The organism is Diaphorobacter oryzae DSM 22780 (assembly GCF_059568935.1).
Genome location: NZ_JCANUL010000004.1, coordinates 139,827 through 158,397 on the forward strand (window position 1 = coordinate 139,827; position 18,571 = coordinate 158,397).

The window sequence follows — 18,571 nt, forward strand, 5'->3', positions numbered from 1 at the left end:
CTCCCCAGCGGCAGGCGGCGCGGCGCAACGACGGACGGGCGATGAAAAGCATGGGCGAATTATCCGCCCGCAGGGCCGCGGCGGGGCCGATGGCCGGCATGCGCCCACGGTTTTTGCCGCTATGCTCCCGCATCGTTCCACCTCCCGCACCACGCAGCCGCCCCCATTTCGCCGATGGCCCTGTTCGTCCTCCAACGCCTGCTCACACTGATCGCGACGCTGCTGGGCGCCTCCGTCGTGGTGTTCGTGGTGCTGGAGATCCTGCCGGGCAATGCGGCCGAGGTGCTGCTCGGCCCCGACGCCGCCCCCGAGGCCGTGGCCGCCCTGGCCGCGCAGCTCGGGCTGGACCAGCCGGCGCTGGCGCGCTACGGGCACTGGATGGCCGGCCTTCTCACGGGGCAGCTGGGCGACAGCCACGCCTACAGCGCGCCGGTGCTGGACCTCATCACCGAGCGCCTGGCACTGACCATTCCGCTGGCCCTGCTGGCCATGCTGCTGACCACGGCGCTGGCGCTGGCCGCCGGCGTGTATGCCGCCGCCCGCCACAACCGCGCGGGCGACTGGGGCGTGATGGGGCTGGCGCAGATCGGCATCGCCATTCCCAACTTCTGGTTCGCCATCCTGCTGATCCTGCTGTTCTCGGTGAAGCTGCAGTGGTTCTCCGCCGGCGGCTTTCCGGGCTGGAGTGCGGAGGCGGACGGCGGCGTGTTGTCCGCGCTGCAGGCCCTGCTGCTGCCGGCCGTGGCGCTGGCCGTGGTGCAGGCGGCCATCCTGGCGCGCATCACGCGCTCGGCCGTGCTGGACGTGCTCCGCGAAGACTTCGTGCGCACCGCGCGCGCCAAGGGCCTTTCGCGCCGCGCGGCCCTGTGGGGCCATGTGCTGCGCAACGCCATGATCCCCGTGGTCACGGTGATGGGCCTGCAGTTCGCCAACCTGCTGGCCGGCACCATCGTCGTGGAAAACGTGTTCTACCTGCCGGGCCTGGGCCGGCTGATCTTCCAGTCCATCGCCAACCGCGACCTGGTCGTGGTGCGCAACTGCGTGATGCTGCTGGCCGCCATGGTGGTGGTGGTGAACTTCATCGTCGACCTGCTGTACGCGGCCATCGACCCGCGCGTGAAGGCCCGCGGCCTGTGAGCGCCGTGCCCGCCACCAACGCAGCCAGCGCGCCGCCGCCCGCGCCCGGCTTCTGGCAGCGCGCGCTGCGCCACCGCAGCTTCATGATGGGCGCGGTGCTCACGGCGCTGCTGCTGGCCGCGGCCGCGCTGTCGCTGGCCTGGACACCCTGGCCGCCCTACGAGATGGCCATGGACGCCACGCTGCAGCCCCCCGGCGCGCGGCACTGGCTGGGCACGGACGCCTATGGCCGCGACGTGGCCTCGCTGCTGCTGGTGGGCGCGCGCAGCTCCATCCTGGTGGGCGTGATCGCCGTGGGCATCGGCCTGGCGCTGGGCGCCGCGCTGGGGCTGCTGGCCGCGGCGCGCGGCGGCTGGGTGGAGGAAACCATCATGCGCCTGGCGGACTTCACCTTCGCCTTTCCGGCGCTGCTGCTGGCCATCATGCTCACGGCCGTGTTCGGCCCCGGCATCGTCAACGCCATCATCGCCATCGGCATCTTCTACATACCCACCTTCGCGCGCGTCACGCGCGCCTCGGCCAAGGCCGTGTGGGCGCGCGACTTCATTCTGGCCGCGCGCGCCTGCGGCAAGGGCCCGTGGCGCATCACGCTGGAGCATGTGCTGCCCAACATCGCGTCGGTGCTCATCGTGCAGGCCACGATCCAATTCGCGCTGGCCATCCTGGCCGAGGCCGCGCTCTCGTACCTGGGCCTGGGCACGCAGCCGCCCCAGCCGTCCTGGGGCCGCATGCTGGCCGAGGCGCAGACGCTGATGTTCCAGGCCCCGCTGCTGGCCGTGTGGCCCGGCCTGGCGATCGCCCTGGCGGTGCTGGGCCTGAACCTGCTGGGCGACGGCCTGCGCGACCTGCTGGACCCGCGCCTGGCGCGCCAACGCTGACCCCCCCATGCCCCAGACCTGCGCCCCCGCCACGGCCGCGCCGCTGCTCGAAGTGCGGCAGCTGTCCATCACGCTGCAGACGCACCACGGCCCGGCGCGGGCCGTGCACGACCTGGACTTCACGCTGGCGCGCGGCGAAACGCTGGGGCTGATCGGCGAGTCGGGCTGCGGCAAGTCCCTCACCGCGCTGGCCCTCATGGGCCTGCTGCCCGAGGGCGCGCGGGCGCAGGGCAGCATCCGCTTCGACGGGCAGGAGCTGCTGGCCCTGGGCGACGCACAGCTGTGCCGCCTGCGCGGCAACCGCATCGGCATGGTGTTCCAGGAGCCGATGAGCGCGCTCAACCCCGTGCACACCATCGGCCGCCAGGTGGCCGAGCCGTTGCGCCTGCACCAGGGCCTGTCCTTCGCCCAGGCACGCACCGCGGCCATCGCCCTGCTGGAGCGCGTGGGCATTACCCAGGCCGCGCAGCGCCTGGACGCCTACCCGCACCAGTTCTCGGGTGGGCAGCGCCAGCGCATCACCATCGCCATGGCGCTGGCCTGCGGGCCCGACCTGCTGATCGCCGACGAGCCCACCACGGCGCTGGACGTGACGCTGCAGCGCCAGATCCTGGAGCTGATCAGCAGCCTGGTGGCCGAGCGCGGCATGGCGCTGATCCTGATCTCGCACGACCTGGGCGTGATCGCGCAGACCGTGCAGCGCACGCTGGTGATGTACGGCGGCACGGTGGTCGAGGGCGGCCCCACGCGCGCCGTGTTCGACGCCCAGGCCCATCCCTACACGCAGGGCCTGTTCGCCGCGCGCCCGCGCCTGCTGGCCGCGCGCGTGCCCGGCAGCCGCCTGCCCACCATCGCCGGCACGGTGCCCGAACTGGCGCACCTGCCACCAGGCTGCCCCTTTGCCGGGCGCTGCGCCTTCACCGCCGCCGAATGCCACGCGGCCCTGCCGCCCGCCGTGGCGCTGGGTGCGGGCCACATGGCGCGCTGCGTGCGGCTGGAGGCCGTGGCCAGCGCGCGAAGGGTGGCCGCATGAATGCTATCAATTCAATAGCTTGCAGCGCTTTATCCACGGGCGCAACAGGCCATTCAGACCCTCAAACCAGCACACCACCGCTGCTGCGCGTGCGCGACCTGCAGCGCCACTACCCGCTGCCGCGCACGCGGCTGCTGGGGCCGCGCGCGCAGGTGGCGGCGCTGCAGGGCGTGGGCTTCGAGATCGCCGCCGGCCGCAGCCTGGGCGTGGTGGGCGAATCGGGCTCGGGCAAGTCCACGCTGGCGCGCCTGGTGATGGCGCTGGACACGCCCAGCGCCGGCACGGTGGAGCTGCTGGGCCGCGACCTGCACCGGCTGCCCGCGCGGGAGCTGCGCGCCGCGCGGCGCGATTTCCAGATGGTGTTCCAGGACCCCTACGGCTCGCTGGACCCGCGCCAGACGGTGGAGCGCATCGTCACCGAGCCGCTGCAGGCCCTGGCGAATGCCACGCGCGCCGAGCTGCGCGAGCAGGCCGCCGCCGTGCTGGCCCAGGTGGGCCTGCGCGCGGGCGACGCGCACAAGTACCCGCACGAGTTTTCGGGCGGACAGCGCCAGCGCATTGCCATCGCCCGCGCGCTCATCACGCGCCCGCGCCTGATCGTGGCCGACGAGCCGGTCAGCGCGCTCGACGTGTCGGTGCAGGCCCAGGTGCTCAACCTGCTGCAGGACCTGCAGGAGCAGTTCGGCATCACCTACCTGCTCATCAGCCACGACCTGGCCGTGGTGCATCACCTGTGCGACGAGGTACTGGTGCTGCACCAGGGCCGCATCGTGGAGCGCGGCACGCCCGAGGCGCTGTTCAGCGCGCCCCGCCATCCCTACACGCAGGCGCTGGTGGCGTCCGTGCCGCGCATCGACGCCCCGCCGGCACCCTCCACGGGCGGATAGCCGGCGAACGCGTGCCGCCCGCACGCCCGGCCGCGCGCTGTAGTACAAAAGGGGGCCACATTTCCCCACAGCATTCACACGAGGAGACCCCGCCCATGTTCACCCGCCGCACCGCTCTCGCCTCTGGCGCCCTGGCCACCGCCGCGCTGGCCACGCCATTGCACGCGCTGGCGCAGGGCAAGAAGGACTCCGTCACCCTGGCGCTGACGCTGGAGCCGCCGGGGCTGGACCCCACGGCCGGCGCCGCCTCGTCCATCGCCGAGGTCACGCTCTACAACCTCTACGAGACGCTCACCAAGATCAACCCGGACGGTAGCGTGTCGCCCCTGCTGGCCGAGAGCTGGGAGGTCTCGCCCGATCTCAAGACCTACACCTTCCGGCTGCGCAAGGGCGTCAGCTTCCACAACGGCGAGCCGTTCAACGCCGCGGCCGTCAAGTTCTCGTTCGACCGCGCCGGCAGCGACAAGAGCACCAACAAGGACAAGCGCGGCTTCGCCAACCTGACCACCCAGGTGGTGGACGAATACACGGTGGTGGTGCTCAACAAGGACATCGACCCCGATCTGCTGTTCGTGCTGGGCCAGGCCACGGCCATCATCGTCGAGCCCAAGAGCGCGGCCTCCAACGCCACCAAGCCCGTGGGCACCGGCCCCTACAAGCTGGCCGCCTGGAGCCGCGGCACCTCCATCACGCTGGCCGCCTGGCCGGGCTGGCGCCAGGCGGCCACGATCCGCATCCGCCGCGCCGTGTTCCGCTTCATTCCCGACCCGGCGGCCCAGGTGGCCGCCCTGCTCGCGGGCGACGTGGACGCCTTCCCGCGCGTCACGCCGCGCAGCATGGCGCAGTTCAAGGGCAACCCGCGCTTCCAGGTCGTCGTGAGCGGCTCGCGCGCCAAGACCATCCTGGCCATCAACAACGCCCGCAAGCCCCTGAACGACGTGCGCGTGCGCCGCGCCATCGCCGCCGCCATCGACCGCAAGGCCGTCATCCAGGGCGCGGCCGACGGCCTGGGCGTGCCCATCGGCAGCCACTATGTGCCCGGCGCCTTCGGCTACGTGGACACCACGGGCATCAACCCCTACGACGTGGACAAGGCCAAGAAGCTGCTGGCCGAGGCCGGCGTGACCACGCCGCTGACCCTCACCATGACGCTGCCGCCCGCCCCCTATGCGCGCCAGGGCGGCGAGGTAATCGCCGCGCAGCTGGCCAAGATCGGCATCACCGCCAAGCTGCAGAACGTGGAATGGGCGCAGTGGCTCAGCGGCACCTACGGCGCCAAGAACTACGACCTGACGCTGATCTCGCACGTCGAGCCATTCGACCTGGGCAACTTCGCCAAGCCCGACTACTACTGGGGCTACCGCTCCGAGAAGTTCGACGCGCTGTACGAGAAGATCCAGAACGCCGCCCGCCCAGCCGACCGCGCCCGCCTGCTGGGCGACGCCCAGCGCCTGCTGGCCGAGGACGCGGTCCACGCCTTCCTGTACCAGGCGCAGTGGGTCACCGTGGCCGACAAGCAGTTGCGTGGTCTGTGGAAGGACATGCCGGTGTTCGTCAACGACCTCTCGGCGCTGCACTGGTCATGACCGCGCTGCACGACCTGTCCGCCGCCGAGCTGCTGGCCGGCTACCGCAGCCGCGCGTTCTCGCCCGTGGAGGCCCTGCTCGACGTGCTCCAGCACATCGCGCGCTGGGAGCCGCACCTGCGTGCCACCTACCTGCTGCGCCCCGAGGCCGCGCTGGCCCAGGCCCGCCAGAGCGAGGCCCGCTGGCTGCGCGGCGCGCCCTGCGGCCCGCTGGACGGCGTGCCCGCCACCATCAAGGACAACATCGCCACCCAGGGCGACCCCACACCGCTGGGCACGGCCGCCCTGCCCCTGGTGCCCGCGCCCGCCGACGCCCCGCCCGCCGCCCGCCTGCGCGAGGCCGGCGCCGTGCTCGTCTGCAAGACCACCATGCCGGACTACGGCATGCTGTCCTCGGGCCTGTCGAGCTTTCATGCGCTGGCGCGCAACCCCTGGGATCTCTCCAAGGGCCCGGGCGGCTCCAGCGCCGGCGCGGGCGCCGCCGCCGCCGCGGGCTACGGGCCGCTGCACGTGGGCACCGACATCGGTGGCTCGCTGCGCCTGCCGGCCAGCTGGTGCGGCATCTTCAGCCTCAAGCCCAGCCTGGGGCGCATCCCCATCGACCCGCCCTACACCGGCCGCGCCGCCGGCCCCATGACACGCTCCGTGCGGGACGCCGCCCTGATGATGCAGGTGCTCAGCAACCCCGACGCGCGCGACAGCATGAGCCTGCCGCCGCAGGCCATCGACTGGCATCGCTTCGACGCCGCACCGCAGCGCCTGCGCGGCCTGCGCCTGGGCCTGCTGCTGGATGCCGGCTGCGGACTACCCGTAGAGCCCGAGGTGCGCGCCGCCGTGCAGGCCGCCGCCCAGCGCCTGGCCGATGCCGGCGCCACCATCGTGCCCATGGCGCCCTTCATGACCCAGGCCATGCTGGATGGCATGGACCATTTCTGGCGCATGCGCTCCTACATGGACCTGCGCACGCTCGCGCCGCAGCAGCTGGAGAAGGTGCTGCCCTACATCCGCGACTGGGCCATGAGCGCCGCCGGCCTGAACGGCCCGCAGGTGTTCGAGGCCGGCCAGCAGTTCCACGCCACGCGTGTGGCCACGGTGCGTGCGTGCGCGGGCCTGGACTATGTGCTTTCGCCCGTGGCGCCCATGGCCGCCTTCGCGGCCGAACTGCCCTCGCCCACCAACGACCCGCTGCGGCCGCTGGAGCACATCGGCTTCACCGTGCCGTTCAACATGTCGGAGCAGCCCGCGGCATCGATCAACTGCGGCTACACCGCCGCCGGCCTGCCCATCGGCCTGCAGATCGCGGGCCAGCGCTTCGACGACCTGGGCGTGCTGCAGATCGCCCACGCCTTCGAGCAGCTGCGCGACCTGCAGCGGCCGTGGCCTGCGCCGCCGGCCTCCTGAGAAATATGAGACAAATTAGCCTTCAGCGCTTACCCATCAATCGCTGAAAGCTATCAAAACAGAAGCATCAGCGCTGCGCCGTCGCCAGCCGCACGGCCAGCCCCAGGAACACCAGGCCGGCCGCGCGGTTGAGCAGGCGCTGCGCGCGGGCCGAGCGCTGCAGCAGCGCGCCGAACGCGCCCGAGAAGCAGGCGATGGCGCCGAACACCAGGAAGGTGGCCAGCATGAACACCACGCCCAGCGCCATGATCTGCTGCGCCATGCCGCCGCGCGCCGGGTCGGCGAACTGCGGCAAAAAGGCCAGGAAGAAGATCAGCACCTTGGGGTTGGTGAGGTTCATCACCACGCCGCGGCCCACCATGCGCAGCGCGCCGCCCCGGTCGGGCGTGCGCGGGGCGTGCGGTGCGGCGGCGCCGTCCTGCGGCGCCCCGGGCGCGTCGGCCGGCGCGCGCAGCGCGCCCCAGGCCAGCCAGGCCAGATAGGCCGCACCGCAGAACTTCAGCACCGTGAACGCCGTGGCCGAGGCCGCGAACACCGCCGCCAGCCCCAGCGCCACGGCCGCCGTGTGCCCCACCAGGCCCAGGCACAGCCCCAGCACCACGCACATGCCGGCACGCCAGCCGCGCTGGGCGGACTGCAGCAGCACGAAGATGTTGTCGGGGCCGGGCGTGAGCGCCAGCAGCACGGAGACGCCGAAGAAGGCGGCCAGGGTTTCGATGGAGGGCATGGCGGGCGGCAGGTGAAGTACGGTCAGGGTCAGGCAGGCCCCATTCTGCACGCGCCCCGGCCCGCCGAGGCGCCACAATGCACACCTTGCGCGGCGGCCGCGCCACCTGGCGCCCGCACGCCCCGCCGCCCCGTTCACCCTGCCCTATCCCGGACCTCTTTCGCAATGGACTTCTTTCTTCTGCTGGCCCTGGCCGCCACCGGCGCCTACATGCTCAACACCCAGCAGCAGCGCCGGCGCATCGTGCTGCTGGCGCAGCACCTACAGCCCTACCAGATCGAGCGGCTCATGGAGACGCTCACCCAGGGCTACCTGCGCGCCATGGGCGAGCAGGACGCCGAGCGGCGCCAGCAGGTGCTGGACCTGCTGAGCAGCAGCGAGGCGCAGCTGTGCGAGCAGTTCGATCGCTTCGTGGCCGACTTCAAGCGCGTGCCCGAGCCCCTGGCGCGCGTCAGCCGCCTGCCGCTGGGCCTGCCGTTCGCGGCGCAGCTCTTTCCCGGCACCGCGTTCGACATGCGCGAGGCCCTGGAGCTGCATGGGCGCGGCATGGCCCGCGCCGCGCGCAACGAGGCCGGCCTGTCGCCGCGCGACAAGGCCTTCGTGATGACCGCCGAGCTGCTGCTGATGCAGCACACCTGCCACTGGTTCTGCAAGTCCAAGACCGTGGCCTCGGCCCGCATGCTGGCGCGCCACAAGACGCCGCACGCGCAGCTCGTGGCCTCGGTGTCGCCCGAGACCCGCGCTGCCTACCTGGCGCTGACCGGCCCCGTGGGCTGATGCGGGCGCCGGCGGGCGCTACGCGGTGACGATCCAGCCCTCCAGCGGGTCCATGTCCGCCGGCAGGCCATAGCGCGCATCGCCGCGCCGGTGGCAGCGCAGGGCCCAGCCGGCCTGCACCAGGCACAGCGCGGCGTCCAGGCTGTCGCCGCTGGCGTCGTGCACCAGGGCCTGGCGCAGCTGCGGCGCGATGCACAGGCGCAGGCCCAGCCGCGTGGCCCCGCGCTCCAGCGCCGCCAGCAGGTCCGCGCGCGCCGCCTGCCGCTCGGCGGTCTGGCGGGCGCGGTCGTCGCTCTTGTAGCTGCGCCGCCCGATCAGCTCGCGCGCCAGCAGGCCGGGATAGGCCTCCAGCGCCACGCGCCGCGGGTCGCCCGTATGCAGGCCCGGCAGGTGCACGCCGGCGTCGAGCAGCAGCGGCACGCCCGCGTGCAGCATGTAGGCCACGGGCGGGTTCACCCATTTCATCGACGGGCTGGAGCCCGCGGGCCGGTCGGTGGCGCGGTGGGCGAACTTGGCGCCCGCGGGGCGCGCGGCGCAGAAGGCCGCGAAGGCCTCGCGCACCTGCGCACGCGTGAGGCGGCGGTAATGCCGCATGCAGTCGTGCCACGCCAGCGGCCAGCCCAGTGCGGCGAGCAGCTCGCGCGGCAGGCCGAACGGCAGGTCGAAGCCCCCGACCCAGTCGCGCGGCGCGGCCAGCCATTGCCCGAACGCGGACAGCGTGGCCAGGGGCTGCAGCGCCTGCAGCACCACCTGGTCGTCGCCCTGCAGCGTCCCCAGCGCCAGCAGGATGGGCTTGCGCGGCCGGGGGCTGCTGGAGAAGTCGCATCCCACGATCATGGCCCGCTACCCCAGGGCCAGGGCCACCACGCCGGCGGCGATCAGCAGCGCGCCGGCGATGCGCGCGGCGCGGTCGCCCTCGCCCAGCAGATGCCCGCCGATGAGCGCCGCGAACAGCATGGACACCTCGCGCGCGGGCGCCACATGGGCCATGGGCGCCTCTTGCATGGCATACAGCACCAGCACATAGGCGATGGGGCTGACCACGGCCACCAGCAGCGCAAAGCGCCATTGCGCGGCCCACAGGCGCGCCATCTCCGCCCGGTCGCGCAGGGCCACGGGCGCGAGCACCGCCACGCGCACGAAGTTGCCCATGTAGTCCACGAGGATGGGTGACAGCAGCAGCACCTTGACGGCGTAGCCATCCACCACCGTGTAGCTGGCGATGAACACGCCGGTCAGCACGCCGTAGAACATGCCCTTGCGCACGCGCCGGCGCGCCTGCGGGTCGTGCGCCGCGCGCAGCAGGCCCGGGCCGCCGGCGATCAGGAACACGCCGCCCACCACGCCCGCGATGCCCAGCACGCCCCAGGCCGACAGCCGCTCGCCCAGCAGCGTGACGGCCACCAGCGAGGTGAGCAGCGGCCCCGTGCCGCGCGCCAGCGGGTAGACCACCGTGAGGTCGGCCTTGCGGTAGCCGCGCAGCAGGATCACGTAGTACAGCACGTGCAGCACGCCGCTGGCCACGACGAAGCCCCATTCCACCGCGCCCCACAGCGGCACGGCGTCGCGCCCCAGCCACCAGCCCAGCGGCGCCCACACCAGCATCATCAGCACCGAGGTGAAGAAGGCGAAGCGGGCATCGCCCCCGGCCTTCTTGGCGGCGATGTTCCAGCAGGCGTGGATCAGTCCCGCAAGGATGATCAGTGCAAAGGCGTTGAGCGACATGGCGTGGCTGGCGGGGGCGAAAAACGCCCCGCCACACTTTCAATGGAAATGGATGACACGCCCCGGCCGTCCCCCCTACTGCACAACGCTGTCGACAAAGCCATCGATGTCACGCCGGCAGGCGGACAACACCGCCAGGGCCAGCCCGCGCTGCGGGGACACCACGACCTCGCACTGCGAGGCCCAGGTCCCGCCCGTGTGGAACGCCATCGGGCCACGGTCGCCCGGTGCGATAAACCAGCAGTATCCCAGCTGCACGCCGCCCAGCTGGGCAATCGGCTGCTGGGCCCGCCGCATGCCCTTGACCACCGCGTCCGGCCCCTCGCCCCACGAGGCGCGCAGGAACCGCAGCAGATCGCCGACGGTGGAGGCCATCGCCCCCGCCGCCGGCATGTGGTCCTGCAGGTAGGGAACGGGCCGGCCCCGCCGATTGATTCCCATGGCCACCCGATCGGGCCCATGCGCGGGCCGGCCCATGCCCGTGCGGCTGAGGCCCAGCGGCTTCAGCAGCCGCGCGTGCATCAAGGCTTCGAGCCCCAGGCCCTGGCTGGTGGCCAGCGCCTCGCCCAGCAGGCCGACGCCCATGCTGGAGTAGCGCACCTTGCCACCCACGCGGGCCCGGCGCGCGGCCTGGGCGAGCATGTCGGAGTAGCGCTGCGCATCCACCCCGCGCCAGGGGTCTTGCACCGACCAGCCCAGCGCGGTCACGGCCTCCCGCCACCACAGGCCGGCGGGCGTGTTCGGCAGTCCCCCGCGATGGCTCGCCAGCTCGGCAAGGGTCGGTGGGCGGGTGGGCCATGGCAACGGGCGGCCGGTGACCTCGTCCACCGGGGCATCCGGGTCGATGTCGCCGCTCTCAGCCAGGATTCCGAGCAGGGTCCCGGTCATGGCCTTGGTCACCGACCCGATCTCGAACCGGTCTTCCACCGCCGACGCAGGAGCCGCCGCGCAACGCGTGTCGCCATGCATGCCCGCCAGGCCGACGGCCAGCGGCGCGGCCGATGCCCCGGCCAGGCGGCCCAGCGCCCCCTGCATGCGCTCCGCCGCCGCTGCGAAGTCCTCGTGCGACGGTATGGGGGCCGTGGGCTCAGGGCCGGGAGTCTGCGGTATGGAACACCTCACAAAGATACCGGGGCGGTGCGGGCGGGCGCCGCCCGCTTCGACGGATGAGCGGCCCCACGCCGCCGGCCCGGGTCAGGCGCGGCCGATGACGGAGGCGGTCGCCATCAGCTCCTCGAGCAGCGCGAACGACACCTTGCCGGAGGCGGCATAGGGATCGAACTCGGGCTTCTCGGAGTACTTGAGCACGATGGAATGGTTGAGCTTGGCCAGGTTCACCTGGCCCATGGTCCAGCCGCCGAAGCGGCGCTCGGTGATTTCCTCGAACGCCAGCAGCTCCACGTCCTTGTGGCGCGCATCGCGCTGGATATGGCCATAGAGTTCGCTGACGGCCGAGCGGCCGCCCTCGATGGCCTGCAGGAAGATGCCGCCGCCATAGCACAGCACGCCCGTGATGCCGCTGGCGGGGTTGTGCTGGCGCGACTGGGTGAGGATGGCCTCGATGGATGCCGGCGTGGTGTCCACCGCGCGGCTGACATAGAGCAGGCGAACAAGCATGGGTCAGCTCCTTCCGGGAATGAGCGACAGGAATTCGCGGCGCAGCGTGGGGTTGGTGAGGAACACGCCACGCATCACGGAGTTGAGCATCTTGCTGTCCATCTCGCGCACGCCGCGCCAGGACATGCAGAAGTGGCTGGCCTCCATCACCACGGCCAGGCCGTCGGGCTGGGTCTTTTCCATGATCAGGTCGGCCAGCTGCACCACGGCCTCTTCCTGGATCTGCGGGCGGCCCATGACCCAGTCCACCAGGCGGGCGTACTTGGACAGGCCGATCACGTTGGTGTGCTCGTTGGGCAGGATGCCGATCCAGATCTTGCCGATGACCGGGCAGAAATGGTGGCTGCAGGCGCTGCGCACGGTGATGGGGCCGACGATCATCAGCTCATTCAGATGCTCGGCGTTCGGAAACTCGGTGATCGCCGGGGCGTGCACGTAGCGGCCCTTGAATACCTCGTTGATGTACATCTTGGCCACGCGGCGCGCGGTGTTGCCGGTGTTGTGGTCGCCGTCCGTGTCGATCACCATGCTGTCGAGCACGCCCTGCAGCTTGGACTCCACCTCGTCGAGCAACAGCTCCAGCTCGCCGGGCTGGATGAACTCGGCAATGTTGTCATTGGCATGGAAACGCCGGCGCGCCGCGTTCAGCCGTTCGCGGATCTTGACGGAAACGGGCGTGCCCTCGTCGGGCACGGGGGCGTTCGGTTCTGCTGCGGATTCTGAAGACATGGCCGCATGGTAACAGCGAATGTCAACCCGTATTTCTATGGTGTTTTAAGCCTCAAGCGCTTACATATCAAGCGTCAATAGCTATAACAAAAATAGCAAACACCAACGACGGAGCCCTCAGTAGCGGTTGCCCGTGACCCACAGCGCCGCGCGCATGATGGCGAAGGCGATGCGATCGAGCGCGCGCGCGCGCCAGGGCCGGTTGGCGTAGCGCTGGGGGTCGAGCCGCTGGCCCGCATGGGCCATGGCGCGCAGCAGGCGCTCGCGCAGCTCCTGCGCGAAGGCCGCGTCGCGCACGACCACGTTGGCCTCGCGCGCGAGCAGCAGCGACAGCGGATCGAGGTTGGACGAGCCCACCGTGGCCCAGGCCCGCTTGCTCTGCGCGTCGATCACCGCCACCTTGGCGTGCAGGAAGCTGGGCTCGTACTCATGGATCTCCACGCCCGCGGCCAGCAGCGTGCCGTACACCGGCCGCGCCGCGTGGTACTGCATGAAGTACTCATAGCGCCCCTGCAGCAGCAGCTGCACCCGCACGCCGCGCTGGGCCGCCAGCACCAGCGCGCGGCGCAGCTTGCCGCCGGGCACGAAGTAGGCGTTGGCGATGATGATCTCGTGCCGCGCCTTGGCGATGGCGCGCAGGTAGGCGCGTTCGATGCGGGTGCGGTTGCGCACGTTGTCGCGCAGCACCAGCGCCGCGCGCATGCCGCGGCTGCGGTGTTCGGCCCGCCGCGCCGCCCGGCGCGCCGCGCTGGCGGCCCGCAGGTCGGCCAGCGCGCGCGACAGCCGGTGGCGGCGCGCGTCGCGCACGGCCAGCATGCGCCACCACAGCAGCTCCATGGTCTCGCCGGCCTGCTGCACCAGGCTGCCCTCGGCCCGCACGGCGAAGTCGAAGCGCGGCGCCGTGAGCGCGCCATGGTTGGGGTCGTGGAAGTCGTCCAGCACATTGATGCCGCCGCAAAACAGCACGCAGCCGTCGACCACGCAGAGCTTGCGGTGCAGGCGCCGCCAGCGCATGGGCAGCAGCAGCCCCAGGGGCCCAAGCGGCGAGTACACCTGCACATGCACGCCCGCCGCGGCCAGGCGCGAGCGCCAGGGCTCGGGCAGCCGGCCCGTGCCCACGCCGTCCACCGCCAGGTGCACGCGCACGCCGCGCCTGGCCGCGCGCATCAGCGCCTCGGCCACCTCGCCGCCGGAGCCGGTGCAGTCGAAGATGTAGGTTTCGAACTGGATGTCGGACAGCGCCGCATCCATCTCGGCGATCAGCGCCGGAAAGAGCTCCTGCGTGCCCTGGAGCAGCTGGATCTGGTGGTCGGTGGCCGTCCTGTGTCCGCGCGCCGGGTGAACCATGGATCAGAGCCGGAACTCGGCGATCAGCGGCAGGTGGTCCGACATGCGCCACCAGATGCGCCCGCGCGGCACCTGCAGCGACAGCGGCGTGAGCCCGCGCACGTACACATGGTCGAGCTGCACCAGGGGCAGGCGCGCGGGATAGGTGAAGGCGCGCGGCGCGTCGTCGTACTCGAAGAGCCCGAAGCCCGCAAGCATGCGCTTGATCTGCAGGCCCCAGTCGTTGAAGTCGCCGGCCACGACCAGCGGTGCGTCGTCGGGCACCTCGCGCGCGATGAAGCGCTGCAGCTGCGCCACCTGGCGGATGCGGCTGCCGGGAATCAGCCCCAGGTGCACCACGATGGCATGCACGCGCTGGCCCTGCACCTCCACCTCCACATGCAGCAGGCCGCGCTGCTCGAAGCGGTGGTCGGACATGTCCTCGTGCTGGTGGTCGATCACCGGCCAGCGCGTGAGCAGCGCGTTGCCGTGCTCGCCATGGCGCGTGTAAGCATTGGTGCGGTACACGGAGGCATAGCCCTCCGGCGCCAGGTACTCGGCCTGCGGCACGCGGGGCCAGCGGTCGAAGTACTCGGCCTCCTTGAGGTTCGTCTTGCGCACTTCCTGCAGGCACACGATGTCGGCGTCGAGCTGCTCCACCGCCAGGCCCAGGTTGTGGATCTCCAGCCGGCGCGCGGGCCCGAGGCCCTGCACACCCTTGTGGATGTTGTAGGTCGCTACGCGCAGGATGCCGGAATGCTCGGCGGGCAGTTCGATCAGAGGGGCGGTCATCGTCATGCGAATCGTGGCAGCCAGAGTATGGCCTCTGCGTTGGACGGCGAGTAGCAGCGGTCCGCCGCCTCGCGCCAACCCATCCAAGCATATGCCGTGTGTTCGCGCGGATTCAAGACCACGGGCGTGTCCGGCGGCACGCACAGGCCGAACACCCGCTCGGTATTGAGGTGCACGCCGGGCGCATAGCGGTGCAGCCACTGGGGGTAGATGGTGTAGACGTTCTCCAGACCCCAGTCGGTCAGCGTGCAGCCCGGCGCGTCGGCGCGGATGCCGGTTTCCTCCACTGCTTCGCGCGCGGCGGTGGCGGCCCAGTCTTCGCCGGCGAAGTCCTTGCTGCCGGTGACGGACTGCCAGAAGTCCGCCGCCGAATCCGCGCGGCGGATCAGCAGCACGTCGAGCCGCGCGGTGTGCACCACCACCAGCACGGACTCGGGAATCTTGTGCACGGCCGCCCCGGCGCCTTCAACCGCCCGGCGCGGCGGCGCGCACGGGCACGGGCGGCGGCAGCGCCTTGGCCTGCAGCGCCCGCACCTGCACTACAAGCTGGTTGTGCGTGTCCAGGAAGGCGGCGGCAATCACCTTGCCCTCGTTGGTATTGCTCCAGCCCGCGCCGGCCGCGCCGCCCAGCTTGCCGAACACGAGCCCGCCCACGCCCAGGTCGGTGGTGCGCGCCGCACCCGTGGCGGCGGCCACCTGCTCGGTGGTCTCGTTGTCGGACAGCAGCAGCGCCGTCTGCGCTTCCTTGAACTTGACCTGCTCCACCAGTCCCGCCAGGCCCGCGATGTCGCGCAGCACCGGAATCATGGCGACCACGCCGGCCAGGCCGCGCCCCGCGTCCTGCTCGCTGAAGGTCAGGCTGGGGGTGAGCGTGTACTGCGCCTCGTAGCCGCGCCCCTTGTGCACGGTGGAGTTCTGGCGCAGCACGCCGGCGTTCTGCAGGTCCTGCTCCTGCACCGTGCCCTGCAGGCCCGCGCCACGGTCCACCACGCGAAAGCACCCGCTTTGCTGCGCCAGCAGCTTCACGAGCGGCACGGGCGACGGCGGCAACTGGTAGCCGGCGCGCATGACGTAGCCATGCGGGTTCTCGGCCAGCGCCACCGTGGCCACGGGCGCATCGCAGCGCAGCAGCTCCTTCGCCGCGTTCTGGGCGCCCTGCGGCCCGCCCGATCCGGTGACGACGGAGCCGCCCTGGCCCAGTTCGGTTTTCTTCTCGCCGCAGGCGGCAAGCAGAAGCACGCACGCCAGGCCAATGACCATGGACAGGTTTGCCGGCTGGGGCATGGTGGCTTTCCCTCGGTGAAACATCAAAAAAAAGAGCTGCTGGCGCTTGGTATACAACGGCTTCAAATAGTTTTCTATCTGAAATCCTTACATACCAAGCGCCAGCAGCTCACTTTTTCGCAGCGCTGTGCGCCGGCTTACTGTGCCGGCACCGGGTTGCGCAGGCGGATGTGCAGCTCGCGCAGTTGCTTCTCGTCCACGGGCGACGGCGCCTGGGTCAGCAGGTCCTGCGCACGCTGGGTCTTGGGGAAGGCGATCACGTCGCGGATGGACTCGGCGCCCGTCATCAGCGTGATCAGGCGGTCCAGGCCGAAGGCCAGGCCGCCGTGCGGGGGCGCGCCGTACTGCAGCGCATCCAGCAGGTAGCCGAACTTGGCACGCTGGTCTTCCGGGCCGATGTTGAGAGCGGCAAACACCTTGGCCTGCACGTCGGCACGGTGGATACGCACCGAGCCACCGCCCAGCTCCCAGCCATTGAGCACCATGTCGTAGGCCTTGGCCAGGCACTTGCCGGGGTCCGTGTCCATGAGGTCCTCATGGCCGTCCTTGGGCGAGGTGAACGGGTGGTGCACGGCCACCCAGCGGTCGTTTTCCTCGTCGTGCTCGAACATGGGAAAGTCCACCACCCACAGCGGCGCCCAGCGCTGCTCGAACAGGCCGTTCTTCTTGCCGAATTCGCTGTGGCCGATCTTCAGGCGCAGCGCGCCGATGGCGTCGTTGACGATCTTTTCCTTGTCGGCGCCGAAGAAGATGAGGTCGCCATCCTGCGCACCGCTGCGCTTCAGGACTTCGGCCAGGGCCGCGTCGTGGATGTTCTTGACGATGGGCGATTGCAGGCCGTCGCGACCCTTGACCAACTCGTTCACGCGGATGTAGGCCAGGCCCTTGGCGCCGTAGATCTTCACGAACTCGGTGTAGGCGTCGATCTCGCCACGGCTGATGCCGCCGTTCTCGGCCGAGCCGCCGGGCACGCGCAGGGCCACCACGCGGCCGCCCTTCATGTTGGCCGCACCGGAGAAGACCTTGAAGTCCACGTCCTTCATCACGTCCGTGAGTTCGGTGAACTCCAGCTTCACGCGCAGGTCGGGCTTGTCGGAACCGAAGCGGTGGGCCGCCTCCTGGTAGGTCATGATGGGGAATTCGCCCAGGTCCACGTTCAGCTGGGTCTGGAAGACTTCCTTGATCATGCGCTGGAAGATGGCGCGGATCTCTTCCTCGTTCAGGAACGAGGTTTCGCAGTCAATCTGCGTGAATTCGGGCTGGCGGTCGGCGCGCAGGTCCTCGTCGCGGAAGCACTTGGTGATCTGGTAATAGCGGTCGTAGCCGGCCACCATCAGCATCTGCTTGTACAGCTGGGGCGACTGGGGCAGCGCGAAGAACTGGCCGTCGTGCACGCGGCTGGGCACCAGGTAGTCGCGTGCGCCCTCGGGCGTGCTCTTGCCCAGCATGGGCGTCTCGATGTCGATGAAGCCTTCCTTGTCCAGGAAGTTGCGCACCTGGATCGCCGTGCGGTAGCGCAGCATCAGGTTCTTCTGCATGTAGGGGCGGCGCAGGTCCAGCACGCGGTGCGTGAGGCGCGTGGTCTCCGACAGGTTGTCGTCGTCCATCTGGAACGGCGGCGTGACGGAGGGGTTGAGCACGGCGAGCTCCTGGCACAGGACCTCGATCTTGCCGCTCTTGAGACTGTCGTTGGTCGTGCCCTCGGGGCGCGCACGCACCAGGCCCTTGACCTGCACGCAGAACTCGTTGCGCACGTCCTCGGCCGTCTTGAACATCTCGGGACGGTCGGGGTCGCAGACCACCTGCACGTAGCCTTCGCGGTCGCGCAGGTCGATGAAGATCACGCCACCGTGGTCACGACGGCGGTTCACCCAGCCCGACAGGGTGACGGTTTGGCCCAGGAGGGCTTCGGTCACGAGACCGCAATAGTGGGAGCGCATGGCCATGGATCTATCTTCCTGCGCCCTCGTGGAGCGCGACGATGTGGTTGTTCTTTCCGCGCGCCGCCAGGGCGCGCGACGGAAATGGGCTTATGGGGCGGGTTCAGCGGCCACGGCGGCTACGGCGTCCGGCGGTGCCACGACCCCCATCGACACAATGTACTTGAGGGCCGCATCGATGCTCATGTCGAGCTCGATGCAGTCGCTCCTGCGCATGAGCACGAAATACCCGCCCGTGGGGTTGGGCGTGGTGGGCACATAGACGCTCACGTACTCGTCGCGCAGGTAGGCCGCCACTTCTCCGTTGGGCGTACCGGTGATGAAGGCCACCGTCCACACCCCTTCGCGCGGCCACTGCACCAGCACGGCGGTGCGAAAGGCGTTGCCGCTCTCGGAAAAGAGCGTGTCGGACACCTGCTTGACGCTGGAGTAGATGGAGCGCACCACGGGAATGCGGCTGACCAGCCGGTCGCCCCATTCCACGAGCTTGCGGCCGGCGAAATTGCTGGCCAGCGCACCCACGATGAGCAGAATGCTCAACGTGAGCAGCACGCCAAAACCGGGAATGTGAAAGCCCAGCAGCCGGTCCGGCTGCCAGGCGCCGGGAAGGATCTGCAGCGTCTGGTCCAGCGTGCTCACGATCCAGCTCAGCACCCAGGCGGTGATGACGCCGGGCACGATGACCAGCAGCCCCGTGAAAAGCCATTTGCGCAACGCGGCCATGGGTGTGCCC

19 protein-coding genes are annotated in these 18,571 nt (G+C 70.6%); 7 read left to right on the plus strand and 12 right to left on the minus strand.

The genetic code is table 11. The annotated features are described in order from the left end of the window. Positions 1 to 174: 174 nt before the first annotated feature. From BP68_RS08525 to BP68_RS08550, 6 genes are all read left to right on the plus strand, one after another. Positions 175 to 1,137, plus strand: coding sequence for an ABC transporter permease (locus BP68_RS08525; protein ID WP_496370638.1), 963 nt, complete (start codon positions 175 to 177; stop codon positions 1,135 to 1,137). 83 nt (positions 1,138 to 1,220) lie between these two features. Next, entirely contained in the window at positions 1,221 to 2,015 is a 795-nt protein-coding gene (locus BP68_RS08530; RefSeq protein WP_496371073.1) for an ABC transporter permease, read from the plus strand. Between the two features lie 7 nt (positions 2,016 to 2,022). Further along, positions 2,023 to 3,048: an ABC transporter ATP-binding protein gene (locus BP68_RS08535; protein WP_496370640.1), complete on the plus strand. Its 1,026-nt coding sequence runs from the start codon at positions 2,023 to 2,025 to the stop codon at positions 3,046 to 3,048. Next, on the plus strand, positions 3,045 to 3,935 hold the full coding sequence (locus BP68_RS08540) for an ATP-binding cassette domain-containing protein (RefSeq protein ID WP_496370642.1): 891 nt from the start codon (positions 3,045 to 3,047) through the stop codon (positions 3,933 to 3,935). Before BP68_RS08535 ends, BP68_RS08540 begins: the two co-directional genes overlap by 4 nt. Positions 3,936 to 4,030: 95 nt before the next feature. Beyond that, positions 4,031 to 5,521: an ABC transporter substrate-binding protein gene (locus tag BP68_RS08545; RefSeq protein WP_496370644.1), complete on the plus strand. Its 1,491-nt coding sequence runs from the start codon at positions 4,031 to 4,033 to the stop codon at positions 5,519 to 5,521. Further along, positions 5,518 to 6,921, plus strand: a complete 1,404-nt coding sequence (locus BP68_RS08550) for an amidase (protein ID WP_496370646.1) — start codon at positions 5,518 to 5,520, stop codon at positions 6,919 to 6,921. The genes BP68_RS08545 and BP68_RS08550 overlap by 4 nt, the downstream gene beginning before the upstream one ends. Before the next feature lie 67 nt (positions 6,922 to 6,988). Here BP68_RS08550 and BP68_RS08555 read toward each other — a convergent pair whose 3' ends face one another. Further along, positions 6,989 to 7,648 (minus strand): LysE family translocator, encoded by a 660-nt coding sequence (locus BP68_RS08555; RefSeq protein WP_496370648.1) that lies wholly within the window; start codon positions 7,646 to 7,648, stop codon positions 6,989 to 6,991. A 165-nt stretch (positions 7,649 to 7,813) separates the two neighbouring features. On the opposite strand from BP68_RS08555, the gene BP68_RS08560 reads away from it, so the two are divergent. Next, a complete protein-coding gene (locus tag BP68_RS08560) occupies positions 7,814 to 8,425 on the plus strand; it encodes a hypothetical protein (RefSeq protein ID WP_496370650.1) in 612 nt (203 codons plus the stop codon). A gap of 18 nt (positions 8,426 to 8,443) precedes the next feature. On the opposite strand, the gene BP68_RS08565 is transcribed toward BP68_RS08560, so the two are convergent. The 11 genes from BP68_RS08565 to BP68_RS08615 all read right to left on the minus strand — a co-directional run bounded on the left by BP68_RS08565 (position 8,444) and on the right by BP68_RS08615 (position 18,561). After that, a complete protein-coding gene (locus BP68_RS08565; protein WP_496370652.1) occupies positions 8,444 to 9,262 on the minus strand; it encodes a DUF429 domain-containing protein in 819 nt (272 codons plus the stop codon). Positions 9,263 to 9,268: 6 nt separating this feature from the next. Continuing rightward, a complete protein-coding gene (locus tag BP68_RS08570) occupies positions 9,269 to 10,150 on the minus strand; it encodes a DMT family transporter (protein WP_496370654.1) in 882 nt (293 codons plus the stop codon). A gap of 75 nt (positions 10,151 to 10,225) precedes the next feature. Then, positions 10,226 to 11,272 (minus strand): serine hydrolase domain-containing protein, encoded by a 1,047-nt coding sequence (locus BP68_RS08575; protein WP_496370656.1) that lies wholly within the window; start codon positions 11,270 to 11,272, stop codon positions 10,226 to 10,228. Positions 11,273 to 11,344: 72 nt separating this feature from the next. Then, complete coding sequence (locus BP68_RS08580; RefSeq protein ID WP_496370658.1) at positions 11,345 to 11,767, minus strand: BLUF domain-containing protein; 423 nt, start codon at positions 11,765 to 11,767, stop codon at positions 11,345 to 11,347. Between the two features lie 3 nt (positions 11,768 to 11,770). Then, positions 11,771 to 12,496 carry a GTP cyclohydrolase I gene (gene folE / locus BP68_RS08585; protein ID WP_496370660.1) on the minus strand — a complete coding sequence of 242 codons (726 nt, stop codon included), beginning with the start codon at positions 12,494 to 12,496 and terminating at the stop codon, positions 11,771 to 11,773. Positions 12,497 to 12,613: 117 nt separating this feature from the next. Further along, on the minus strand, positions 12,614 to 13,843 hold the full coding sequence (gene clsB / locus BP68_RS08590; protein WP_496370662.1) for a cardiolipin synthase ClsB: 1,230 nt from the start codon (positions 13,841 to 13,843) through the stop codon (positions 12,614 to 12,616). Between the two features lie 3 nt (positions 13,844 to 13,846). Further along, on the minus strand, positions 13,847 to 14,614 hold the full coding sequence (locus BP68_RS08595; RefSeq protein WP_496370664.1) for an endonuclease/exonuclease/phosphatase family protein: 768 nt from the start codon (positions 14,612 to 14,614) through the stop codon (positions 13,847 to 13,849). Positions 14,615 to 14,616: 2 nt separating this feature from the next. After that, complete coding sequence (gene nudB / locus BP68_RS08600; protein WP_496370666.1) at positions 14,617 to 15,063, minus strand: dihydroneopterin triphosphate diphosphatase; 447 nt, start codon at positions 15,061 to 15,063, stop codon at positions 14,617 to 14,619. Positions 15,064 to 15,079: 16 nt separating this feature from the next. Beyond that, entirely contained in the window at positions 15,080 to 15,898 is an 819-nt protein-coding gene (locus BP68_RS08605; RefSeq protein WP_496370668.1) for a CsgG/HfaB family protein, read from the minus strand. Positions 15,899 to 16,035: 137 nt separating this feature from the next. Continuing rightward, complete coding sequence (gene aspS / locus BP68_RS08610) at positions 16,036 to 17,844, minus strand: aspartate--tRNA ligase (protein WP_496370670.1); 1,809 nt, start codon at positions 17,842 to 17,844, stop codon at positions 16,036 to 16,038. Positions 17,845 to 17,928: 84 nt separating this feature from the next. After that, positions 17,929 to 18,561 (minus strand): DUF502 domain-containing protein, encoded by a 633-nt coding sequence (locus BP68_RS08615; protein ID WP_496370672.1) that lies wholly within the window; start codon positions 18,559 to 18,561, stop codon positions 17,929 to 17,931. Positions 18,562 to 18,571: the final 10 nt, after the last annotated feature.